At 72.4% G+C, this 20,404-nt stretch carries 15 protein-coding genes and 2 tRNA genes; 7 read left to right on the plus strand and 10 right to left on the minus strand.

The window, feature by feature from the left end:
* Positions 1–25: 25 nt before the first annotated feature.
* Positions 26–1,081, minus strand: a complete 1,056-nt coding sequence (locus WMF29_RS15340) for an aldo/keto reductase (RefSeq protein ID WP_437331125.1) — start codon at positions 1,079–1,081, stop codon at positions 26–28.
* A 155-nt stretch (positions 1,082–1,236) separates the two neighbouring features.
* On the opposite strand from WMF29_RS15340, the gene WMF29_RS15345 reads away from it, so the two are divergent.
* Positions 1,237–2,139, plus strand: coding sequence for a helix-turn-helix domain-containing protein (locus WMF29_RS15345; protein ID WP_437329544.1), 903 nt, complete (start codon positions 1,237–1,239; stop codon positions 2,137–2,139).
* A 25-nt stretch (positions 2,140–2,164) separates the two neighbouring features.
* Here WMF29_RS15345 and WMF29_RS15350 read toward each other — a convergent pair whose 3' ends face one another.
* The 4 genes from WMF29_RS15350 to WMF29_RS15365 form a co-directional block, all read right to left on the minus strand.
* Positions 2,165–3,856, minus strand: a complete 1,692-nt coding sequence (locus WMF29_RS15350; protein ID WP_437329545.1) for a right-handed parallel beta-helix repeat-containing protein — start codon at positions 3,854–3,856, stop codon at positions 2,165–2,167.
* 62 nt (positions 3,857–3,918) lie between these two features.
* Complete coding sequence (locus WMF29_RS15355; RefSeq protein WP_437329546.1) at positions 3,919–4,812, minus strand: LysR family transcriptional regulator; 894 nt, start codon at positions 4,810–4,812, stop codon at positions 3,919–3,921.
* A 130-nt stretch (positions 4,813–4,942) separates the two neighbouring features.
* Positions 4,943–6,181, minus strand: coding sequence for a choice-of-anchor L domain-containing protein (locus WMF29_RS15360; RefSeq protein WP_437329547.1), 1,239 nt, complete (start codon positions 6,179–6,181; stop codon positions 4,943–4,945).
* A 76-nt stretch (positions 6,182–6,257) separates the two neighbouring features.
* Complete coding sequence (locus tag WMF29_RS15365; protein WP_437329548.1) at positions 6,258–10,829, minus strand: DUF2339 domain-containing protein; 4,572 nt, start codon at positions 10,827–10,829, stop codon at positions 6,258–6,260.
* A 295-nt stretch (positions 10,830–11,124) separates the two neighbouring features.
* On the opposite strand from WMF29_RS15365, the gene WMF29_RS15370 reads away from it, so the two are divergent.
* Positions 11,125–11,391 carry a hypothetical protein gene (locus WMF29_RS15370; protein ID WP_437329549.1) on the plus strand — a complete coding sequence of 89 codons (267 nt, stop codon included), beginning with the start codon at positions 11,125–11,127 and terminating at the stop codon, positions 11,389–11,391.
* Between the two features lie 28 nt (positions 11,392–11,419).
* Here WMF29_RS15370 and WMF29_RS15375 read toward each other — a convergent pair whose 3' ends face one another.
* Positions 11,420–12,307 carry a DNA adenine methylase gene (locus WMF29_RS15375; RefSeq protein WP_437329550.1) on the minus strand — a complete coding sequence of 296 codons (888 nt, stop codon included), beginning with the start codon at positions 12,305–12,307 and terminating at the stop codon, positions 11,420–11,422.
* A 575-nt stretch (positions 12,308–12,882) separates the two neighbouring features.
* On the opposite strand from WMF29_RS15375, the gene WMF29_RS15380 reads away from it, so the two are divergent.
* Positions 12,883–13,854: a hypothetical protein gene (locus tag WMF29_RS15380; protein WP_437329551.1), complete on the plus strand. Its 972-nt coding sequence runs from the start codon at positions 12,883–12,885 to the stop codon at positions 13,852–13,854.
* 32 nt (positions 13,855–13,886) lie between these two features.
* Here the strand turns inward: WMF29_RS15380 and WMF29_RS15385 are convergent, their stop codons facing one another.
* The 3 genes from WMF29_RS15385 to WMF29_RS15395 all read right to left on the minus strand — a co-directional run bounded on the left by WMF29_RS15385 (position 13,887) and on the right by WMF29_RS15395 (position 14,935).
* The gene (locus tag WMF29_RS15385) at positions 13,887–14,597 is read right to left on the minus strand and encodes an NUDIX hydrolase (RefSeq protein WP_437329552.1); all 711 of its coding nucleotides are present in this window, start codon (positions 14,595–14,597) and stop codon (positions 13,887–13,889) included.
* A gap of 150 nt (positions 14,598–14,747) precedes the next feature.
* Positions 14,748–14,822 (minus strand) — tRNA-Glu (locus tag WMF29_RS15390).
* 39 nt (positions 14,823–14,861) lie between these two features.
* A tRNA-Gln gene (locus tag WMF29_RS15395) sits at positions 14,862–14,935 on the minus strand.
* 625 nt (positions 14,936–15,560) lie between these two features.
* Here WMF29_RS15395 and groES point away from each other — a divergent pair.
* The 4 genes from groES (at position 15,561) to WMF29_RS15415 (ending at position 19,242) form a co-directional block, all read left to right on the plus strand.
* A complete protein-coding gene (gene groES / locus WMF29_RS15400) occupies positions 15,561–15,860 on the plus strand; it encodes a co-chaperone GroES (RefSeq protein ID WP_437329553.1) in 300 nt (99 codons plus the stop codon).
* Positions 15,861–15,928: 68 nt separating this feature from the next.
* On the plus strand, positions 15,929–17,617 hold the full coding sequence (gene groL / locus WMF29_RS15405; RefSeq protein ID WP_437329554.1) for a chaperonin GroEL: 1,689 nt from the start codon (positions 15,929–15,931) through the stop codon (positions 17,615–17,617).
* Between the two features lie 196 nt (positions 17,618–17,813).
* A complete protein-coding gene (locus WMF29_RS15410) occupies positions 17,814–18,470 on the plus strand; it encodes a Crp/Fnr family transcriptional regulator (RefSeq protein WP_437329555.1) in 657 nt (218 codons plus the stop codon).
* A gap of 4 nt (positions 18,471–18,474) precedes the next feature.
* Entirely contained in the window at positions 18,475–19,242 is a 768-nt protein-coding gene (locus tag WMF29_RS15415) for an MBL fold metallo-hydrolase (protein WP_272097994.1), read from the plus strand.
* A 196-nt stretch (positions 19,243–19,438) separates the two neighbouring features.
* Here the strand turns inward: WMF29_RS15415 and WMF29_RS15420 are convergent, their stop codons facing one another.
* Entirely contained in the window at positions 19,439–20,257 is an 819-nt protein-coding gene (locus tag WMF29_RS15420) for a PP2C family protein-serine/threonine phosphatase (protein WP_012235416.1), read from the minus strand.
* Between the last annotated feature and the right edge of the window lie 147 nt (positions 20,258–20,404).

The following is a 20,404-nucleotide window of genomic DNA, read 5'->3' on the forward strand; positions in this document are numbered from 1 at the left end:
CGCGATCGAGGCGGCGAGGCCGGCGTCACCCGCCCGAGGCGAGCCGCCGGACGGGGTTGGGCACGTCGAGCCGCGCCGCCGTGGCGCCGTAGACGACCCGCTCGGTGCCGGGGTCGCCCAGGAACTCGTAAGGAAAGCCGAGCGGCACCCGGCTCGCCGCGTCGAGCCCCTCGAGGGCCGCGGCGGGCAAGACGACGTCGAGGCAGCCCAGGCAGTCCTGCATCTGCTCGGGCTTCCGGGCGCCGATGATGGGGATGACCTGCGCCGGGCGCGACCTGAGCCACGCGAGCGCCACCTGCGCCGAGGAGCACCCGAGCTCGTCGGCCACCGCGTCGACCGCGCGCGCGACGCGCAGGCCCCGGTCGTCCAGGCGCCCCTGGTTCATCGCCGCGCGCGCTGCGTCCTTGCCGCCACCCCGCGTGTATTTGCCCGTGAGCACCCCGCCGGCCATGGGCGCCCACGCGAGCACGCCCAGGCCGAGCCGGGACGCCATCGGGACGAGCTCCCGCTCCACCGTGCGCTCGATCAGGCTGTACTCGATCTCGATGCCGATGAATCGCGACCAGCCCCGGAGCTCGGCGATCGCGTTCGCCCGGGAGACGACCCAGGCAGGCGCGTCGGACATGCCGACATAGAGCACCTTGCCCGCGCGCACCACGTCGTCGAGCGCGCGCATGAGCTCGGCCTCCGGCGTCGTCCAGTCCCACGCATGGACCCAGAGCAGATCGATGTAGTCCGTCCCCAGGCGCTTGAGGCTCGCCTCGACGGACTGGACAAGGTTCTTCCTGCCGTTGCCGCTCGCGCTCGGATCGGCGTCGTTCATCGAGAGCGAGTACTTCGTCGCGATGACCCACGCGCCGCGGTCGCCGCGGACGAGCTCCCCGACGATCCGCTCGGCGCTGCCGTTCGTGTACTTGTTGGCGGTGTCGATGAAGTTGCCGCCGCGGGCGCGGTACGCCTCGAGGATGCCGCGGCACGCCTCGGCCGAGGCGCCGAAGCCCCAGTCCTCGCCGAAGGTCATCGTGCCAAGGCTGATCTCCGAGACCTTGAGCCCGCTGCCGCCGAGCAGCTTGTAACGCATCTCCATGGTCGTCCTCCTCGGGCGCAGTCGTCGCCCGGCGACGGGCAGCCTAGGGCGGGCGGGAAGGGCGCTATAGAACGCCGCTGCGCTCCCTGGAACCCGGCTGCTGCGTTGACCGGCCCCGCGCCGCAGGCGCATGCTGGGCCGGCTCTCCAATGGCATCTCGCGCCTCTCGCGCCTTCCGCAGCGCCATCCCGTTCGTCCGCGCCGGCACCCGCGAGCCCATCGAGGCGCTCCGGCAGGCGGAGATCCGCGCGTCCAGCCGCTCGCTGCGCTGGACCGGCATGGTGGCCGAGCTCGGCGTGAACCCGTCCTGGGAGACAGACCACCTCGCCGTCGCCGGCCATTACCTCGCCATCAACCTCGCGGACGCGCCGCTGCGCTTCGAGCGAAAGGGCCAGCGCGGCTTCGAGCGCGTGGAGATGCCGCCCGGCAGCCTCTGGCTCCAGCCCGCGGAGGTGCCTTTCTCCCATCGCGTGAGCGAGACCACGATCTATGGCGCGCTCGTGCTCGACCCTGCGCGGCTCGCGCGGCTCGCCGGGGTGCGGGAGCTGCTGCTGGAGCCCCGCGTGGGGCTCGTGGACGCCCAGATCGAGCACGTGCTGCGCGCGCTGCTGGTCGAGGTCTCGCGCGGCGGCGCCACGGGCGCGCTCTTTGCGGACGCGATGCTCTCCGGGCTCGCGGCGCGGCTCGGCGCCCGCCATGCGGCCCGGCCGGAGCGGCCGGCTCGGGGCGGGCTGTCCCCTGCGACGCTGCGGCGCTTGCTCGACTACATCGAGGCGCACCTCGGCGACGATTTCGGGCTGGAGGCGCTCTCCGGCGTGGCCGGGCTGAGCCCCGCGCACATGGCGCGGGAGTTCAAGCGAGCGCTGGGGGAGCCGCCGCTCGCCTACGTGACGCGGCGGCGGCTCGACCGCGCCCGCGAGGCGCTGCTCGCCGGCGGCCGCCCGATCGGGGAGCTCGCGGGCGCGCTCGGCTTCGCCGACCAGAGCCACCTGACACGGCTCTTCAAGCGGCGGTTCGGGATCACCCCGGGCGCGCTCGCCCGTGGCCGGTGATCGCCGCGAGGCGCTCGAGGACCTTTCAGGGCAGCCGGGTGCTGAGGTTGGCGATCCCGTCCGGCGGGCCGTCGAGGGGAGGGGAGCCGAGCGTCCATTTGCGGACCGGCGTGCCCGGCGGCAGGCCGACGTAGTTGTGGCGGTGCCTGGACCCGTTGAGGTGCGCCCGGTTGCCGGTGAAGGCGCTGAGCCCTGCGGGATCCTCGTTCTGGATGCCGAAGAGCGCGTTCCTCGACAGCGTGTTTCCCTCGACCAGCGCGCGCGCGCAGGCCCTCAGCCAGATCCCTTTGCCGTCGTTGTTCGCGGACTGGCAGCCGATGATCCTCGCGTCGCTCTGCCGCTCGAGCAGGAAGCCCGCGCCCTTCTGCGGGTCGCCGCGCGACGGGCCGGCGTCGACCGGGGGGGCCGGCGGCTGCACGAACAGGGGCGCGCGGTGGACGGTGTTGCCGTCGGCGATGCAGTCGACGAACGCGTTGCCCTCGCCGCCCACGAGGCCGCCCTGCGGATCCGCGAGCGGCGTCGAGGCGATGAACCCGGCCGCGAGCCCGTCGTCCTCGGCGGTCCCGCTCGCGTTCCTGTTCCCCACGGCCACGCAGCGCCTCAGCACCACGTGGCGGGTCGAGTGGAGCGCGAAGCCGCCAGCGGGCGCGTTCACGCTCGCGCCGTGGTTGCCGATCGCGCGGCAGCCCTCGAGCAGCCCGCGGTACACCGCCCTGCCGATGCGAAAGCCGAGCGCGGAGAAATCCTTGACCCCATCGGCCGACGCGGCCGGGTTCGCGTTGTAGTTCCCGTCCGCCTCGCACTCGACCATCTCCAGGTTGCTGGTGGTCGAGATGTTGAACCCGCACGCGCGGTTCCCGGTGAGCGTGAAGTTCCGGTTCGCCCTGCAGCGCAGGAACTTGTAGTTCTCTCCCCACGCGAAGAAGCCGGCCGGCTCTCCGCCCGACGTGTTGTCGTGCGCCTCGCAGTCCTCCACGAGCACGTTGCGGCAGATGACGAAGTCGACGCCGACGACGTTGAACTGCACGCCGCTCGGCTGGGCGCTGGTGTTCGCCGTGCGGTTGAACACGCACTCCTTGACCTGCACGTCGTCGCAGAACAGGACGAGCGCGCCCAGCGTCACGACGAAATCGAGCCGGCTCGTGTTCTCCGAGCACACGCAGTTGATCATCCGGATGCCTTCCGCGAAGGCGACGCCGCCGGCCGCGTCCCGGGCGCCCATCACGAAGATCCCGCCGTTGCGGCACAGGAAGCCCGTGTCGATCACGCCGTCGCCGCCGCAGCGCCGGACCGACAGATCGAGCAGATCCAGCTGGCTGCACGCCCTGGCGGCGATCCCGACCCCCTGGATCCCGAGCACGCTGCCATTCCTGATGACGAGCCGCGCCCTCCCCTCGGCGAACACGCCGACGTTCCCGGAGACGACCTCGCCCCGGCAAGGCCTCGCGCCCGGGTCGGGGGCGATGACGGGCGCCGGTGGGTCGATCTGCCGCAGCGTCCTGCCGCCCAGGTCGAGGGTGACGTCGTCGCTCGCGATCGTGATGGCACGCGCGTTCGCGTCCCGCGCCACCCAGTCGACGTCCTCCACGAGGGCGTACACGCCGGGCGCCGTGATGACGAAGGGGACGCGGCGCTCGGGGTCCGGTCCGCCGTTGATGTCCTGCGCCGTGATCGGCGTCGCGGGGAGGCGCGCGCTGGCGCCGGGGAGATCGCTCATGGTCCTCGGTCGGGAGTCTACGCCGTTCACCCTGCTCCGCGCGGCGCCGGCGAGCGCGCGCCTCACTGGATCGGCACCGCGCGCAGCGACTCGGCGAGCTTCGCGTAGAGCGAGCTCCGCGGGTCGTCGCGCCGGTAGACGAGCCGGAAATGATCGCGCGCGAGGGGCGCGGACGGCAGGATCCGCTTCAGCTTGCCGCCGCGGAGCTCGGCGGCGACCATGTGGCGCGGCAGCACGGCGACGCCCTCGCCGGCGAGGACCAGCGCCTTGATGGCGGCGCCGAGCCCCACCCAGCGGTGCCGCGCGAACGCGAAGCAGCCGGCGCCGCCCGCCTGATCCGCGAGGTACCGGAACAGCGGCATGGTCGGGTCGATGTCGAGCAGGCAGTGCCGCGACGCGTGCTCCGGGCGGGCGAACGCCTCGCGCCGGAGCAGCCTGGGGGAGGCGACGAACGCGTAGCGCTCCTCGTGCAGCGTCTCCGCCGCGAGGCTCGTGGCGCTCCAGCGGGCGCTGGTGACGACGCAATCGACGCTGCGGTCGTGGAGGCGCCTCAGCAGGTCGTCGGAGGCGCCGAAGTAGAGGTGGAGCGTCAGCTCGGGGCGCCGCCGCGTCAGCGCGCCGAGCTGGGGGACGATCCACGACATCCCGAGCTCGAACCGCGTGCCGAGCGTCAGCTCGATCGGCGCGGGCGCGGGGCGCATCGCGCTGCGGAGGCAGTCCTCGGCGAGCGCCAGGCACTGGCGGGCGCGCGGCAGCAAGGCGAGCCCGCGCGGCGTCAGCTGCACCCGGCGCGTGGTGCGCTCGAACAGCGGAGCGCCGACCTGCTCCTCGATCTGCCGGATGCGCTGTCCGAACGCGGCGGGGCTGAGCGCGACGGCGCGCGCTGCGGTCCGGAAGTTCAGCGTCCGCGCCGCGGCCTCGAAGCAGGCGAGGTTCTCCAAGGAAGGGAGCAGCATGGCGGCATTGTATCGCCCAGCGCAACAATCCTGACCATGAGAACCGGGAGCGCGCCGGCCACGGCGCGCGGCGCGCCGCGCGGCCGGCGCGCGTGCTCGGGAGGGCTCGGGTGGTCCGGACCCCGCGGCGCTACCGGGGATCCTCGACGGGCGCGGTCTCGAGCGGGACGGTGCCGCCGTTCGCCACCCACTTGAAGCCGTCGACGAGCGCGGTCGAGTCGAGCCTGTCGTCGCCGGTGTCGAAGATCATGAACCGGAGCTTGAGCTCCTCGCCGCCGGTCACCGGGGCCTGCGTGCGAAGCCAGCCGGTCGCGCCGGCGTCGTTCCAGAGCCCGAAGCCGGTGCCCTCGAGCTCGTCCGTCCCGAGCGGGCAGTCTTTGCAGACCTCGAAGAAGCTGATGTTGACGCTGACGGGGTTGCCCACGCTGTCGAACGACAGATTGCCGTTGAGCGACCCTGGCGGGGCCGGCGTCGCCAGGGCGACGAACTGGTCGTTGAAGGCGTCGCAGACGAACTCCGGGTATTCGAAGGTGTAGAACTTGAACGCGAACTCGTAGCCGGTCGCGTTCGTCGGCGTGCGGATGACGAGCTCGAGGGCGATGTCGTCGTTGATGTTCGCCGACGGAGAGCACGCGGGGTTGTCTTGCGGGAAGCCGGGCGGCGCCGTGCCCGCTCCGTAGTTCTTGCAGCTGTCCGCGTTGCACGCGCCCGGCCACTGGGCGATCCGGGCGCGGCCCGAGGACAGGACGAGCAGGCGGGTCCCGCCCTGCGGGCGCACGTTGGGGCCGAAGGAGTCGAGCACGCCCACAGCGGGCGACGGCGCCGCGGGCGAGCCGTCGCCGCGCACGTACTGCGCGCTCAGCACGCCCCACTTCCTGTCGCCGGGCGACGCCTTGGCGCAGAGGTCGATCGCGTGGGCCCCGTGGATGGCGTCGAAGTCGGCGGGAGCGATGTTCCTGTCGCAGGCCGTCGGCGCGTTGTCGATCACGCCGTCGCAGTCCTCGTCGACCGGCTCGGGCACCGCGCCGCTCTGGTCAGGCTCCGTGATCACGACCTCGACGGCGCCTGGGTTGACGTTCGGGTCGCCGTCGTTGCAGTCGCCGTCCTCGACGGTGAACCCGTCGCCGTCCTCGTCGGGTGAGGCCCCGTCCTCCGTCGGCGCGCCACCGTCGCCGAAATCAGCCCAGGAGCCCGTCGTACCGGTGGCTCCGCCGGCGCCCGCCTCCGCCGTCGTGGCGCTGGTCGCGCCCCCGCCGCCCTCGCCAGGCGCCTGCTGGAGGTGCGCCGTCGCGGAGCACGCGCCCGAGGACCAGAGCGCCGCCCCGATGCTCGCGCAGAGACCCAAGTAGACGAAGCGCCCGCCTCTCATGGTGCATCCACCTCGATGGTCGATCCCGACGCCGGAGCGCCGTGCTCCCGGCGACCCACGGCAACATGCGAGCACATCACGGCCTGGGCTCGCTGTCTGCTGTGCGCTGCCGTGGCGGCGTGGGGTCGTCGGGCGGCGCCCCTTGTCCTCCTTGTTCCTGTTCCCCTCGCTTCAGGAGCCGCGCGGCCCACAGCGAGAGCGCGAGCAGCCCGACGGCCAGCGCGCCCCCGATCGCCGTGCGGTGCCGCTCGGTGAACGGGAGGTCGCGCGCGACAGGGGCGGCGCCGAGCGCAAGGTTTGCGGCCGCGGCGCCGAGCCTCGCGGCGGGGGGACGCTCGCGCACGGTGTGGTCGAGGAGGTCGACCAGGTCGTAGCTTGGGCGCTTGCCGAGCGCGTCGCCGACGTAGAGCCGGTGCGGGCCCGGCTGCGCGGCGCGGAACACGACCTCGCGCGCCCGCACCTCGCCTTGCGCGCCCGAGAGGGAGAGCGGCGCCGAGTCACCGTCGTGGATCGTGAGCCGGAGGAAGCGCTTCCGGGTGGGGTTCAACGGGATGCGCGTCGACGCGAGCGAGGGCCCTGACTCTCCATGCGGACGGATGCGATGGATCATGCCGCTCCCCACGGCCGGCCAGACGGCGCGGTACGTGGTCGAGGCGACGTCGACGCGGCGGCTGAACTCCGGCGTGGAGACGTCGAGGAGGACGGCCTCCAGCGGCGCGCCGTCGGCGCCGGCGTCGAGCGTGACGAGGGTCGTCTTCGCCTCGCTGTCCCGCTGCGTCTCGACGATCGCGAGCGGCAGCAGCGCGGGGAGCTCCGCGGGGGCCTGCGTCTCGCACGAGACGGCGCCGCCCGTGATCCGGACGTCCGCGGCCGCGTCGCGCGCCGGGGCGCCCTCGGGGACAAGGCGGATCCGGACCAGGGCGGCGCGCGAGAGGGGATAGCGGACCGACAGGTGCTCGACCGTCTCCGATCCCTGGGGGATGCGGTACACGTAGGCGCCGCGCGCGACCTCGCTGAGCGACCTCGGATCCGTGCCGGTCTCGACCCGCGCCTCGCGGAGGAAGCTGCCGCCGATGACGCTGAGCTCGACGCGGCAGTGGCGCGTGCCGGGCGCGTCGAGCGCCCATGTCGCTTGCGCGACGCCGGCGGCGTCGACCCCCGGATCGAGCATCGTGGCCGCGATCCGCCCGGACGAGTGCGCGGCGCCTGGCTCGCGGAGCACGTAGGGCACCTCGGCGCCGTCGGGGCCGGCGATGCGGACGTCGGCGAGCAGCTCTTCTGCGCGGCTCTCGCGGTAGAGGTCGAGATCGACGTCGACGCGGTGATCGCCGGCGGCGTCCACGCCCTCGATGGGCCGGACGAGCGCGTGCTTCTCGATCGGGAGCGCCGCGCCGGTCTGCGCCTCGGAGGGCCGCGCGAGGGTCATCGCCGCGAGCAGCGCGAGCGGCCCGGCCGCGCCCCGCGATCCGGCGCGAAGGAGCGTCACGAGGCGCCGGCCGAACCGCGCGTAGAGGAACCCTCCGCCGACGAGCAGCGCCCCGACGCCCGTGAAGAGGGCGATCTGGTAGATGCGCTCGACGTGCCAGACGTCCCAGGCCACGAGCTTCGCGATGGTGACGGCGAACAGGGAGAGCCCGGCGTAGCGATGGAAGGCGTCGCGCGCCGCGAACCCCGCGGTGAGCAGCGCGATCGCCGCGAGGGCGAGCACGAGCGTCGTCGCCATCGCGAGGCTGCCTTGCTGGCCCTCCAGGGCGGCGCGGTGCTGCACGGTGAGCTCGGCGAACTCGGCCGCGTCGAGCGGGGCAGGGGGGGCGGCGGGGAGCGCGGTGATCGCGCTCCGCACCTCGAGGACGACGGTCGTGATGAGCAGGGCATACCCTGCGCCCAGCGCCGCGACCGCGGCGCCGCGCAGCTCGGCGCGCGCGGCGTCCAGGGGGCGGGCGAGCGCCGCGCGCGACAGCAGCCGCCCCGCGGCGAGCAGGGCGGCGCTCACGCCCGCGAACGCATAGGTCCTCGCGTTGAGCAGGACGGGGACCGCCATCGTCCCGTCGCGGCCGCGCGTCGCGAACCAGGTCGTCACGAGCGCCTCGGCCTCGGCCCGATCGACGACGAGCGCCCGCGTGAGGGCGGCGGCGAAGAGCAGCAGGGTGACGGCGAGCCAGACCCGCTCGCCGGTGCGCGCCGCGATCGCGGCCGCCACGGCCGCGAGGATGCTCCAGATCACGGTCACCGTCGCGCCGCCGAGCCCGAACGCGGCGGACGCGGCGAACAGGGCGAGCGCCTGTCCGAGGAGCAGGGCGATGCGATCGGCGGGGGGCGCGGCTTCGGCGCGGGTCACGCCTGCGCGGAGGAGCGCGGCGCCGAGCGCGAGGTCCAGGGCGCCGGCGCCCGCGGTGAGCAGCGCGCGGAGCGTCGGCGTGTCCTCCGGCGTGGCGCCGAGCGCGGCCGCGACGAACCCGAGCGTCGCCACGCACGCGGCGAGCGCGTCGGACCAGGAGAGCGCCGGCGCGCCGGGCTCGCGCGGGCGCCGCGCCGAGGCGCCCGCGGCGCCGAGGAACACCAGCATGACGAGCGCCGAGGCGCCGAGGAAGCTTGCGTCGACGGCGCCGGCGGCATCGATGGACGCCGAGGCGCCCGCGTCCGCCGGCGCGATCGCGAAATGCGCCGCCGCGGCGAGCGCGCCTGCCGAGAGGATCGCCGCGGCGAGGAGCAGGGCGGGGAGCGCGGCGCGCGCGGCCGTCCACGCCGCGAGGGCGGCCGCGAGCGCGAGCGCGAGCGCGAAGAGCGCCGCGTCGGCCTCGATCAGCAGCATGCCCGCCGTGCAGGCGAAGAGCGCCGCGCCGGCGGAGCACGCGATGGCGGTCTTCCGATCGAGCTGGCCCGCGAGCCCGGCCCCGCCGCGGAGCCACCCCGCGAGGTAGACGAGCGTCCAGGCCGCGATCAGCGCGACGAGCGTCGTGCGATGCGCGGCTGGCGCGTCCGCGAACGTCGCGGCGAAGGAAAGGAAGCCTGCGCCCATCGGCGCCAGCAGCCAGGCGCCCTCGTCGGGCGCGCGCAGGGCGACCAGCGCCGCGAGCGCGAGCGTGATCGCGGCGGCCGTGAGCGCGCGCGGCGCGTCGAAGAGCAGCGCGGCCGCGCCCGCGTGCGCGAGAACGAGCGCGGCGATGCTGGTCGCTGTCGCGTCCGCGCGCGCCGCGACGCGGAGGACGCCGGTCGCTTCCGCCCCGGTCGGCGGGACGCTTCGGTCGGGGCTCATGGCGGGCGCGCGGCGCAGCCACAGCGCGCGCAGGATGCCCTGCGCCGTGGCGAGCGCGACGAACGCGAGGGGCGCCGCGCGCGCGGCGAGCGCGAAGTAAGGCCCCGGGAGCGCCTGCGCAGGCGAGTCGAGCCACTGCACCGCGTCCGTGTCTCCGCCGGCCGGGGCGGCGCTGGCGTCGAAGTGCCTGGCGTACCAGCCCCAGAACAGCGCCGTGTGGCCTGCGATCGCGAGCCACGGCGCGACGCGGAAGCCGAGCCTCGCTGCGACGGCGTGGACGACGCTCGTCATGAGCAGGAGATAGCCGAACAGGACGAGCGGCCGGTCCTGCCCCGTCGACAGCACGACGGGGTTGAGGAATCCGGCGACGAGGCTGAGGATCAGGATGGCCTCGCCGCGGTGGCGGAGCGCGAGGCCGGCGCCGAGCAGGAGGAGCACCGTGTCCGCCGCGAATGCGGCGGGGATCGGGACGAGCTCGTACAGCGTGGCGCTCGCCCACACCGACGCGATCAGGACCGAGAGGCCGAGGCCGATGAGCGTGTGGACGAAACGACGCTGCGCGCGCCCGTGGAGCACCTCGGCGATCGCGAGGAGCGCGGCGCCGGTCGCGGCGCCGATCGCGACGCGCCCGAACGGCCCGATCCAGGCGTTGTCCGAGGCGTACTTGAAGAAGAAGAGCGCGCCGAGCAAGAAGGTGGTCGCGCCTGCGCGGGTGAGCCAGGTGAGGCCGAGCCGCTCCTCGATGGAGGGTCGCTCCTGGGCTTCGCGATGCGCGGGCGAGCCAGCGCCGAACGCGCTCGCCTCGAGCGTCGCCGCGGGGCGAGCCGCGCGAGGCGGTGGAGGAGCGGTGGGGCCGGGGAACGCGACGTCCGGGGGCGCCGTTGTCGAAGCGGCGGCGAACGCCGTGGACGCGACCGCCGGGGGCGCGGTGGCGATCGGATCCGCGATCCCAGGAGGGGCGCCGGCGGTCGCCGCGTCGAGCGCGGGCGGCGCGCCGGCGGTCGCCGCGTCGAGCGCGGGCGGCGCGCCGGCGGTCGCCGCGTCGAGCGCGGGCGGCGCGCCGGTGGTCGCCGCGTCGAGCGCGGGCGGTGCATCTGCGCCCTCGGCGTCGAGCGCGGGCCGGGCCGCCGCTGGGGGCGGGATCGCGCCCTGGGCAATCCTCTCTTGCTCCAGGTCGTGTGTGCTTCGCGGGCTCTCCGCCGCTGCGGTGAGCGCTGCGCGGCCACGATGCCCGGAGAGCTCGGCCACCCGGTGCTCCAGCGCGTGGATCCGCAGCAGCAGGTCCTCGTTGCGCCGGTTGGCCCGGACGGCGAACACGAAGGCGACGAGCGGGGCAACCAGGAGATAGCCGACGAGCGCGAGCCCGAAGAAGACGACGATTCCTGCCCCCATGCATGCTTCGTAGCATGCGGTGCGCGTCGCAGGCGCCGCCCGTCGGCGCGATGATGCCTGTGCTGTTCACGCTGCTCGCGCTGACGGCCCCGTCGGAAGGCGAGGACCTTTCGGCGCGCGCTGGGATTCGGGTAAGGTGCCTCCGCATGAGGAACACACGCCTGCCTGATCGCCGTGCGCCGGGCGCCTGCTATCTTCCCCGTGTTCCCGGACGGCGGCGTTGCTCGGGGGGGGAGCGCGGCCATTCGGGAACAGTTCTTCTGTCCTCTCGACCTTCTGCGCCGGAGACCTCGCGATGGTGAAGCACCCGACCGTCTCTGCATGGCAGCGGGATCACGAGGAAGGCGGTTATACGGCCGAGTTGCACGGCTGGACCTTGCGGGTCCGCTGGATACCCGAGCGCCCGGGTGAGCTCCGCGGCTTCGTGTGGGAGGCCGTCGATCCCTCGGGGAACAAGGTCACCTCGCCCGAGATCCACGAGGAGATCGAGGTGGCGATGGCGTACGCCGAGGAGCGCGCGGCCCCCGATCCGAAGAAGCACGAGGGGAAGACCGTCGATTGAGTGAGCCGCGCGCCGCGCGGCGCCGGGCTCAGCCCGCCTTGTCCGCGGGCGCCGCCTTGCGGCTCCGCTTGGCCCCGTAGTTCCGGATCACGATCTCCCCCACGCGGCCTCTGGCGTCGCTCTTCGCGTTGATGCTCCGGAGCGCCGCGACGCGGTCGATCTTGAACCGCTTGTAGAGCGGCGGGATCTCCGGAACATCGGAGTTCGAGAGCATCACCTGGACGCCTCGCCCGTCGAGCTCGGCGAAGAGCGCAGCGAGGCGCTCCTGGTCGCGGAAGCCGAAGCCGCCCGCGCTGTAGGACGTGAAGTTCGCGGTCGACGAGACGGGCGAGTACGGCGGGTCCAGGTACACGAAATCGCCTTCCTGGGCGTGGTCGAGCACGCGCTCGAAGTCGCGGACCTCGAGCTCGACGCCCCGCAGCGCCGCCGAGCAGGCCCGCAGCTGGGGCGGGTTGCAGATGGCCGGCTTCACGTAGCGGCCGAAAGGCACGTTGAAGCGGCCGGCGCTGTTGACCCGGTAGAGCCCGTTGAACCCCGTCTTGTTCAGGAAGATGGTCCGCGCGGCGCGCTCGGGCAGCGTGAGCGAGGCGGGATCGACGTCGCGAACCTTGTAGTAGTGCGCCTCCTCGTAGGCGTGGCTGCCCAGCGCGGCGATCACCTCCTCGACCCTGTCGCGCACGGCCCGGTAGCAGTCGATGAGCTCGGCGTTGACGTCCGTCAGCGTCGCGCGCTCCGGCTGCAGGCAGAAGAAGAGCGCGGCTCCCCCCACGAAGGGCTCGAAGTAGCGCCCGTACGACGCGGGGAGGAGCGGCTGGAACTGTCGGAGCAGCTGGCCCTTGCCGCCCGCCCATTTGAGGAACGGACGTGGCATCACGGGCGCGTCGTCGTCGGGTTGGGTGACAAGGGCGGTGGTCATCGCGCAATACTGGACGCCAACCTACCAGGGCGCGCGATCGTCCTCAACCACCGAAGGCCACCGTCCTCAACCACCGAAGGCCACGGCGAGCGAGCGCGGGCCCCCTGGTCCGGCGCCCCTCGCCGGTCCGCCCCCGACGCGCGGGTGCCCGGGGCCATGCGTCTCTCCAGGCTAGGTCGTTCTATGTCCACGCCGCGGCCCCGTCGGGCGGCGAGGTGCCTTGTGGGCGATGGTGGATGTTGGCCTGATTCGTTAGCGATTCCAGTTGCTTGTAAGCGTGCGTGAGCATGCGTGTCCCGGCTGGAGCGCTGCCCGGATCATGGCATGTCGCCGCTTGCGCGATCGCCGAGCAGGGATAAGTTGAAGTCTCGACACGCGGGCTGCACAGCCGCTGGTGGAGCGGAGTTCTCCCGCATTCGCGCACCGCCGCGTCAGGCCATCTCGCCGGTGGACCTGCGCGGCGCGGCAGGGGCTCGCCCGGGCGCTGGGCGCGGGCGTCCCGCGCCGGGTGGCGGCTCCTCGAGGGCCGCCATTCGTGGAAGCCGCCGTTGCTTCTCGACAGGAGGGATGCCGCCATGATGCTTGCCTTCGACCTCGATCGCGACGATGCCCCGCAGCAGCGCGGCCCCGCTCCGGCGGACGGACCGGGGTGTTTCGGTGAAGCTGCGGACTACCGTGCTCAGCGGATCCTGTACGCGGCCCGCGACTGGATCGGCGAGCAGGACGGCATCACCACCGACGGGCGCTCGCTGATCCTGCTGCACGCCCAGCGGACGCCGCCGGAGCGGCGCGAGGCGCTCGTGCGCTGCTTCGAGCGCGTGCTCCTGCACGCCCCCCGTCCGGAGCTCGCCGCGCTCTCGGCGTCGCTGCGCCAGGCGGGGCTCTCCGTGGACGAGGACTTCTCGGTGATGGGCGCCCCGGCCGGCGAGGTGCGCGCCGCCGTGCAGGGGCTCGGCCGGTTTCGCGCCTTCCCGCCGGGCCTGCGCCTGTCCAGGGTATCGCCGGACGACGACGAGGCCTCGATCCGCGCGATCCAGGAGCTCCAGGCGGAGAGCGGCCACGCGCCGCTCCCTGGGTGGTACCTGCGCGGCGGCGAGGGCCGCTCCTTGACGCTCGGGCTGCGCGACGGCGCGGGCGCGCTGATCGGCTGCACCACCCTGTGCGTCGTGACGCGGCCGCAGCCTGCCGAGGTCGGCGGCCGCGAGGCGCTCGCCCAGCTCGGGCTGCTGGGCGCCCCGCCGCTCTGGATCTCCGACGTCGGCGAGGCGCCGTCGTGGACGGCCATGCCAATCTGCACCTGTCTGCGCGAGGACCACCGCGGACGGGGGCTCGGGGCCCCCCTCCAGGCGGCGGCGCTCCGGGAAGGGCACGATCGCTTCGGGATCCGGTGGTTCTATGCGCTCGTCAGGGCCGGCGACGAGATCGCCAAGCGCATGAACGCGCGTTGCGGGCTCGCCCCGCACCGCGCTGAAGGGTTCCTCGTCGCGTCGGCGTTGCCTCCCGAGAAGCCCCGGCGGCCGGCGGACGCGCGTCGCGGCTCAGGCTGACGGCACGGGCGCGAGGAGAAAGCGCCGGCGTCCTACCCGAGGAGCCACGGGGCCGGCGCGTCGCCAGCAAGGCGCCGGCGGATGGTGTCGAGCGCGCGCTCGAAGTAGCCGTCGCGCGCGACCACGAACTCATCGAGCCGCACGTCGCGCGGCTCGACCTTCACCGCGCCCGCGGGGTCCGGCGGCCGCCGCACGAGGCCGCTCGCGCGGGGCACCTCGCCTCGGACGAGGCGCAGCGCCGCGTCGAGCGGGAGCGACAGCAGCGCGGTCACCTCGTGCGGATCGGGGCGCAGCTCCTCGAGCGCGCGGCGGGTCGTCGCGAGCAGCACGTCCTGCAGCTCGCGGTCGACGATCCCGGGCGCGTGATCGTCCTGGCTGCGGCGCGTGCCGAGCCGGACCACATCGCGCGGCGAGAGCGGCAGGCCGATCTCCTCCTCCGCCTCGCGCAGCGCCCCCGCGAGATCCTCTCCGGCGCGGTAGTGCCCCGACACGGCGACCTCGAGCGCGCCGGGCCAGGTGTCCTTGTCCGGGCTGCGCTGCTGGAAGAGCACCCAGGGATCCGCGGCGCTCTGGCGGCTGTCCAGCTCCGGGCCGTCGGGTCCCCGCTCGAGGAGCACCCACACGTGAACGCTCCGGTGCCAGTCGCCGTCGCGGTGAACGAGCCCGCGCGCCTTGCGCACGCCGAGCGGCCGGCCGCCGTCATCGAGGATGTCGAAGAGCTCCTCTACGTCCTGCGCGGCCATGCGCCGGAGGGTAGCGCAACGTGAACGCCGCAAGACGTCTTTGCTGCTCTGCGTGCTCGCGCGCTCGTCAGATGACGCTGTGCTTCGCGTCGTGCTCGACGCACGACATCGAGCGGAAGCAGCAGGAAACGAGGCGAAAGGGTGTGAAAGTGGCGATCCCAGCGGGAATCGAACCCGCGTTACCGGCGTGAGAGGCCGATGTCCTAACCGCTAGACGATGGGACCTTGTTCTGTGGAGAAGACCGACAGCAGAGCTGAGCGGCCTGGCTGGGGGACAAGGATTCGAACCTTGATAGCAAGAGCCAGAATCTTGCGTCCTGCCGTTAGACGATCCCCCAAGGGGTCAGCGCCGTGTTCATCAGCGCCACGGGCCGCGGAATCTACTTGGGCTGCCTGGATTGTCAAGCGATCAAAATCGGACCCGACGAAGAAAAATGCTCGGCACCAAAATCCCCGACGTTTCGCGCGCTTCGCGGGGCTCAGCAAGGCCTCCCGCTGCTCGACCCCCTCGCTCCCCTCGCTCAACCCGCTCCGCCCTCGTTGCATGCCGTCCGTCGTCGTCGCACGCCGCACTGTCGCCATGATCCGTCCAGGTTGTCTACAGCGTGCCCTGCGTGCTGTCGGAGAGGGGGCTCGTCCCTGGTCGGAGAAGGGGCTCGTCCCTGGAGGAGGCTTCACGACGTCGCGGCCGCTCCCTCGGCGTCGCTTCTCCAGACATCTCGGCTTCGCCCCCCCGGACTCTCGGCTCCGGAAAAGTCGCGGCTCCCTGCTGCGTGCCCTTGACGCGCCGGGTGACTGATTTACTTTCGGCCGCGGTTTAGCCACCGGCCTAGGAGAGTGCCAAGACACTGCGATCTCGGGCACTTAGCTCTTGTCGTGCGGGCGGAATGCCCCAGCGGGGGGGCGAACGGGACCTCCGGCGAGCCGATGGTCAGTCAACAAGCCGAGGACGAGGGAGCCAGCATGAAAATCAGGCCGCTGCAGGATCGGATTGTCGTCAAGCGCGTCGAGAGCGAGACGAAGACCAAGGGGGGCATCATCATCCCCGACGCCGCGAAGGAGAAGCCGATCGAGGGGCGCGTGGTCGCGGTGGGCAACGGCAAGGTCCTGAAGGACGGCAAGGTTCGCCCGCTCGATGTGAAGGTCGGGGACAAGGTGCTGTTCGGCAAGTACAGCGGCACCGAGGTGAAGCTCGACGGCGAGGAGCACGTGCTCATCCGCGAGGACGACGTGCTCGCCGTGACCGAGTCCGCCGGGACGTGAACCAGGCCTGAGGCAACCGAACGCAAGCGTTTGTACACGCGGCCGCGCGGCCGCGAGGGGATTGAGACATGGCTGCGAAGCAGATCGTTTTTAGCCGCGGCGCCCGCGCCGCGATCCTCAAGGGCGTGAACACGCTCGCCGATGCGGTCAAGGTGACCCTCGGGCCGAAGGGGCGGAACGTCGTCATCGAGAAGAGCTGGGGCTCCCCGGTCGTGACGAAGGACGGCGTCACGGTCGCCAAGGAGGTCGAGCTCGCCGGCAAGCTCGAGAACATGGGCGCCCAGATGGTGCGCGAGGTCGCCTCGAAGACCAGCGACAAGGCGGGCGACGGCACGACGACGGCGACGGTGCTGGCGCAGGCGATCTTCGGCGAGGGCCTCAAGCTCGTCGAGGCCGGCCACAACCCGATGGATCTGAAGCGCGGCATCGACGCGGCGGTCGCGAAGGTCATCGAGGCCGTGCAGCAGTTCGCCAAGCCGACCAAGGACAAGGACCAGATCGCCCAGGTCGCCACGGTCAGCGCCAACGGCGACAAGGAGATCGGCCAGATCCTCGCCGACGCCATGGAGAAGGTCGGCAAGGAGGGCGTGATCACGGTCGAGGAGAACAAGCGCATGACGACGGAGCTCGAGACCGTCGACGGCATGCAGTTCGACCGCGGCTACCTCTCGCCCTACTTCGTGACCGACCCCGAGAAGATGACCGCGGTGCTCACGAACCCGCTCATCCTCGTGCACGAGAAGAAGATCTCGGCCATGGCCGACCTCCTGCCGCTGCTCGAGCAGGTGGTGAAGCAGGGGCGCGAGCTGCTCATCCTCTCCGAGGACGTCGAGGGCGAGGCGCTCGCCACGCTCGTCGTGAACAAGCTGCGCGGCACGATCAAGGTCGCCGCCGTGAAGGCGCCCGGCTTCGGCGATCGCCGCAAGGACATGCTGAAGGACATCGCCATCCTCACGGGCGCGACGCCGTTCATGGAGGACCTCGGCCAGAAGCTCGAGAGCGCCACGCTGCGCGACCTCGGGACGGCCAAGCGGGTCGAGATCGACAAGGACAACACGGTCATCGTCGACGGCCAGGGCGACAAGGGCGCCATCAAGGGCCGCATCGAGGCGATCCGCAAGCAGATCGCGGACACGGCGAGCGACTACGATCGCGAGAAGCTCCAGGAGCGGCTCGCGAAGCTCGCCGGCGGCGTCGCGGTGGTGAAGGTCGGCGCGGCGACCGAGACCGAGATGAAGGAGAAGAAGGCGCGCGTCGAGGACGCGCTGCACGCGACCCGCGCGGCCGTCGAGGAAGGCATCGTGGTCGGCGGCGGCGTGGCCCTCTTCCGGGCGGCCGCCTCGCTGGAGTCGCTCAAGTTCAACGACGAGCGCGACGTCGGCGTGCGGCTCGTGCGCCGCGCCGTGGAGGCGCCGCTCCGCCAGATCGCCCAGAACGCGGGGGTCGACGGGACGGTGGTCGCGGAGAAGGTCCGGTCGGGCGCGCCGACGTTCGGCTACAACGCCGCGACCGACTCGTACGAGGACCTGCTCGCCGGCGGCGTCATCGATCCGGCCAAGGTCGTGCGGCACGCGCTCTCCAACGCGGCCAGCGTCGCCGCGCTGATGCTCACGACCGAGGCCCTCGTCGCCGAGAAGCCCAAGAAGGAGAAGGCCGCGGCCGGCGGCGCTCCCGGCGGCATGGGCGGCATGGGGGGGATGGGCGGCATGGGGGGGATGGGCGGCATGGGCGGCATGGGCGACTTCGACATGGGTTGATCGCCTGTCCGCGCCGCTCTCGGGCTGCTGCCGCCTCCGCGCGGCGCCGGCCCGCTGAGCGCGCTGCGCCCGACGAAGCGGGCCGAGGGGTCCTCCAAAGCATGATGGCTTGGGGGGCCCCTCTAGTTTTGTGAGGGCCAGCGCTCTTGCCCGGGTTTTTGACCCGCGGTCACGTGGGGCGCTAGACTCCCGGGCAATGTCGGAGTCGTCGTTCGCCCGCTATGGCCGCGAGTACGTGCCGGGCGACGTGCTCTTTCGTGAGGGGGACTCCGGCGACGTCATGTTCGTCATCCAGTCGGGCGCCGTGCGGATCACGAAGTCGGTCGCCGGCGAGGACAAGGTGCTCGCCGTGCTCGGGCCCGGCGAGTTCGTCGGCGAGATGGCGATCTTGAACGGCAAGCCCCGGAACGCGACGGCCACCGTGAGCGAGCCGTCCCGCTGCCTCGTGATCGACGCGCGGAAGCTGGAGGTCATGCTGCAGCGCGACGTCGAGATAGCGCTCCGTCTCCTCAAGAAGCTGGCGAAGCGGCTCGACGCGGCGAACTCGCTCGTCGAGATCCTCATGCACCGTGACCCGAAGGCGCGCGTGATGCTCGCGCTCGCCCGTCACGCCGAGGCCTTCGGGGAGGAGACGCCTGAAGGCATACGCGTCCGCTCCTCTCCCGAGGACATCGCGCGCGAGGTCGACGTCGAGCAAGAGACGGTGGACGAGGTGATGAAGCGGCTCCGCCGGCTGAGGCTCCTCTCGTACGGGCCGCCTGCACCCGCGGCGATCATGGTGACCGACATGCGCAGGTTCCGGGATTTCATCGAGTTCCTGGACATGCCGCAGAAGTTCGGCGGAGAGAGCTGAACCAGTGGAGCTGCGTGTCATCGGCTGCCACGGCGGTGAGACCCCCAGGCATCGCACGTGCGCGTTCGTCGTGGACGACGTCCTCGCGATCGACGCCGGCTCGCTGACGAGCGGGCTCGAGGTGAAGGACCAGGCGCGGATCGAGGCGTGCCTCGTGAGCCATGCGCACCTCGATCACATCCGCGACCTGGCCACGATCGCGGACAACCGTTGCCAGCTCGGGTGCCCGCCGCTCGTGATCGCGGGCACGCGCGAGACGCTGCGCACGCTCAAGAAGCACTTCTTCAACAACGTGCTCTGGCCCGATTTCGCGGTGATCCCGAGCGCCGGGCAGCCGACCATCCAGTACCTCGAGCTCAAGCCGGAGCGCCCCACGCCGGTCGCCGGGCGGCTCGTGCGGGCGGTCCACGTGACGCACACGATCGACGCGTCGGCGTTCGTGATCGAAGGGGACGGCGGCGCGATCGCGTACAGCGGCGACACCGGGCCCACGGAGCGGCTGTGGGAGGTGCTGAACCAGCAGCAGGACCTCCGCGCGCTGCTGATGGAGGTCAGCTTCCCCAACCGGGAGCAGCGCCTCGCCACCGTGAGCGGCCACCACACGCCGCAGACGCTCGCCGTCGAGCTCCAGAAGTTCCGCGCGCCGAGGGATCTGCCGACGATGCTCTACCACATCAAGCCGGTCTTCCAGGCCGAGGTGGAGCGGGAGTGCGCCGCGCTGAAGGGGCTGAACCTGGAGGTCCTTCAGCTCATGGATCACTTCGTCCTGTAGCCGACGCATCGGCGGCTCGGCGGGAGGGAGTGCGCGCGCGGGGGATGGGGGCGCTGGGGTCGATGGGAGCGTGGTGCCGAGCTGCCCGGCCCGAGGGGGCTAGCTCGCCGCCCCGAGCGAGAGCGCACCGCGCAGGAGGTGGGGCCTGCGCGGCTGCGGCGGGAGCCCACGCGCAACCGCCGAGCGGCGGCGCGGGCTAGCGGCTTTCCTGCGTGGGCTCGTCGTTGAAGGGGCGCTTGCCGTCGGGCACCTCTTCGACGCGGGCGAGGACGACCGTGATGTTGTCGGTGCCGCCGAAGTAGTTCGCCCGATCGATGAGCGCCTTGCACGCAGCGTCCAGCGAGCCGCTGGACATCACGAGCTCGAGGATTTGATCGTCGCTCACCAGCCCGGACAGGCCGTCCGAGCACAGGAGGTACACGTCACCGTGCCGCGTCTCGTCCGTCACGAGATCGACGAGGACGTCCTCGCGGATGCCGAGCGCGCGCGTGATGACGTTGGCCGGAAGCTGCCGGACCTCCTCCTCGGTCATCCACGGGGCCATGTGCGCCGCGTCGCTGACGAGCGAGTGGTCGCGGGTCAGCTGCGTGATCTGGCTGTCGCGCAGGCGATAGCAGCGGCTGTCCCCGACGTGACCCACCGTCACGTGCTCGGCGTCCTTGGAGAACATCGCCGCCACGATCGTCGTGCCCATGCCGAAGTCGGCGAGCGTCTTCAGCGAGCGATCGAAGATGCGCCGGTTCGCCAGCCTGAGGCCGGTGACGACGTAGTTCTCCTCCTCGGTCAGGTTCGGATCGGCAGGGAAGGGCCAGGTGGCGTCCCTCCCCACCGTCACGGACAGGAAGTCCGAGAGCGTGCTCACGGCAAGCTGGCTCGCGACATCGCCCGAGCGGTGTCCGCCCATTCCATCCGCCACGGCCACGACACGGTACTCCTCGCTGACGAGGAGGTTGTCCTCATTGTGGTCCCGGAGGAGCCCGGTATCCGTCATCCCGGCAAACCGGGTCCGCAACATGGGCAGAGAGTAGACGCGGAGCAGGGGGGCAGCGCAAGTTCAAGGCGAGGGCAAAGCTGAAATCCTGGGCCGGATCTCCCACAGCGACCGCTCCATGGCCGCCGGAAGCGGCCGGCGGCAGGGGTGGAGGACCGTTCCAGAGGCGCT

Origin of the sequence: Sorangium sp. So ce381 (assembly GCF_051473845.1) — a bacterium.
GTDB classification, from domain to species: Bacteria; Myxococcota_A; Polyangia; order Polyangiales; family Polyangiaceae; genus Sorangium; species Sorangium atrum.